Annotated in this window: 1 protein-coding gene; it reads left to right on the plus strand. The window is 41.0% G+C overall.

The window, feature by feature from the left end; all coding sequences use genetic code 11:
* Window positions 1-2,718, plus strand: a 2,718-nt coding sequence (locus P9B04_RS13845) for a G8 domain-containing protein (RefSeq protein ID WP_342055574.1), incomplete at its 5' end; no start/stop codon positions are given.
* Window positions 2,719-3,312: the final 594 nt, after the last annotated feature.

Genomic DNA, 3,312 nt, shown 5'->3' on the forward strand with positions numbered 1-3,312 from the left:
GGCACCTTAACTTTTGGTCCTAATGAAACCTCAAAAACTTTTAGCGTTGCCTTAATAGATGACTCTGCATATGAAGGGGATGAAACCTTTAAGATTAACTTGAGTAATCCTACTGGGGACGTTTACCTGGCCAGTAACAGCGCAACTGGAGTCATTTTTGAAAACGACTCGGAACCTTCTGATCCTAATTCAGATTCAGCTATCGACTCTGGTTTGCCACAGAAGAAAATCATGGAACAAACAATGTTATTGAACATTGTCCCTGATGGTTCTCAAACTCATCAGGCGGTTAACAACGGTTCCTGGTTTGATGCCAGTACTTGGGCTAATGGAGTTATACCCACGGCAGGCGCACGGGTCTATATTCCAGCCAATCTCACAGTACAATACGATAGTGAAAGTAATGTTCCTTTATGGACAGTACGTGTTGATGGAACTTTGAATTTTTCTCGTACCCAAAACACCAAAATGGTTGTTGATACATTGGCGATTATGAATAATGGTCAACTAAATATTGGTCGTAAGGGACAAGCGATTAGTGGAAATGTTGAAGCAGAAATCGTGTTTGCGGACGATGAACGAGCCTTAAATGACCCCATGGCTAAGAGTTTAGGACTAGTAAGCATTGGAGAAGTTAATATTCACGGACAAGAAAAGGCTCCCCATCTCAAAGTTACAACAGATCCTATGCAGGGAGATACCAGTTTAACCTTGTCTGAAGTCCCAAGTGGCTGGGAAATCGGAGATCGGATTGTTTTGACAGGAACCGAATTTAATCCAGATTGGTATGGTGGCAGTAATCTAGATCAATCTCAAGATGAGGTTTTAACCATTACCCAAATTAATGGTCAGACCATTATCTTTGACAAACCCTTAAAATTTGATCATGATACCCCTCGTGCCGATCTCAAAGCTTCTGTTGCCAACCTAAGCCGAAATGTTGTTTTACGAAGTGAAGTAGTGGATGACATTAGCAAACGTGGTCATACAATGTTTATGCATAGTGACGACGTAGATATTCGTTACGCACATTTCCAAGAATTAGGTCGGACTGATAAATCGCGTACTATTGATAATAGTACCGATAATAAGAATGGTCGATATTCACTCCATCTTCATCAACAAGGAGTTGCTTTAGATAATAACCCTGCTATTATTGTTGGCAACTCCTTGGAAGGCTCTCCCGGATGGGGTTATGTTCAACATGGTAGTTTTGCCGTCATGGATCATAACGTAGCTTTTGATGTCTTTGGAGGAGCTTTTATCGCCGAAGGTGGAGACGAAACCGGGCGATGGGAAGATAATATCGCTATTAAAGGAACGGGATTGGGACGTATAAAAGGAGCGGGTCATCCCAAAGATGCAAAGAAGACCTTAACAGCAGCTAATAACGGAACAGGGTATTATTTCCAAAGTAGATTGGTTCATAATCAAAACAATATTGCTGCGAGTATGCCAGGGTTCGGCTTTCTATATTTCCATCGACGCACCGCTAATAGTGTCGAGTGGATCGATTCTTCCACCCTAGAAGAAACTTTGACTAGTCATGGTAAGAGTTATACTACCAATAAAGGTGTTAGTATTGATTCCCCATCGCTCCAGGGATTTGCTAACAATGAAGCCTTTGCCACTTATAAAGGATTATCCATTATTAAAGATTTTGCTAACCAGCACCATGATGGACGGACAGTTTTAGATGGATTTACAGCCTGGGAAGTGCAAAATGGTGCAGACGTGGAATACACAGGGCATTATACTCTCAACAACTTCGATTTGATTGCTCACGATACCGCAAAAAACTACAGTTGGGATAATCATGGATTAGAACTCGGACAAAAAATGGTGGATATTGTTGTTAATGATCTGCGGGTTGATGGTTTCACCAATGGTCTGAAAATCATCAAGACTAATACCATTCCTGATATTAATAATACTGTGGGCAACAATATCTTAATTGATTACAATCCGAAAAATTATACGAAACGGATAGAAACCAGTGGGCATAAACCCAACTATCTCATAGAACTGAATGAGGCACCCACAATCGTAGATAAAGTTGAGATTGATTTCAATTCCTCAGCTGATCTAAACATTGGGAATCTTGGTTGGAATGAAATAATTAACCTTCAAGGAACCAAAACTGATAGTCTTGGCTCTGCTAAATACGGTGGAATAAGCAGTCATGCTAAATACCAAAATTTTTATGACATTGATTTGCCCACAATCATGAATAATGGATACTATACTTTGCCTAATAACAAAAAGGCGATTATTCTCTCTGAATTAACCTCTGACCGTCTCTCTGGGCAATCCTATGTAAAAGACGTCGTCCTGACGATTAAAGATTCGTTAATTAACAATAACATTCCGTTTTTAGGACAACTTAATGCTACTGATGCCAATAACGATGGGATTTGGAACACAAATAGTGCGCCTCAAGCGGCTTTTGATTCGGTGAAAGTTGATAGAAATAGTTCTGTTGTCTTCAGTGTTTTAAGTAACGATACTGATATTGACGGTGATACTATCTCGTTAAGCAACTTTACTAATGTTGGCGACGGAAACCTAGAATTGATTAATGCTGCTACAGGTACTTTCCGCTATACTCCCAATGCCAACTACGATGGTTACGATTATTTCACCTATACTATCGTTGATTCTACTGGCAGTGGTCGCTCCCGTACAGGAAGTGTCGAGCTAAAGATTGATACCATCTAAATTCCTGGACACAAATAAACGTTACAGGATACTGCAAACTACATCCCACGTAGTTCACTCGTGGGATGTAGTTTGCACGTCTTTAGGCGGAGTGAATATGGTATCATGAACTAAGTGCGGTAATGCGCGTAAGAGATTTATCGGTGTTTCTTGCCTAGAATTGTCTAGGTTTCTGTACTCAGTATAGCTGGTTAACTCCCTCTGAGACGTTTTTCTGCGACGGACAAGCCCTACCCAGTTGAACAGAATCAAAGTCATAGCAGGTTTAATATGCTCCTTAATTCGAGCTATTAGAGATCTAAAAAACCCATACAGTCTGCTGTCGGGCAGCCAGTGGAAGTTAAACTAAAATGTTTGTGGATTCGGTCTTGCGGGGGCATGGTTTGAGAAAACTATGTCTAGCTAAGAGGATGTGAAGCAAGGATCCCACGCAGTTCTACTCGTGGGAGTGTCAAAGTTGATACGATATAGGAAGCTAAGTGCAGGAGGGATGAGTAGGGTGACAGCTTTGTTTATAAGCCCATCTGTAACACATCCAAAAGTTAGCTAACCGCCGAGAAGCCCCGCACTATAAACGAGGGGGATTTATCAAAC

The sequence above is a fragment of the Crocosphaera sp. Alani8 genome, from assembly GCF_038442745.1.
Lineage (GTDB): Bacteria > Cyanobacteriota > Cyanobacteriia > Cyanobacteriales > Microcystaceae > Crocosphaera.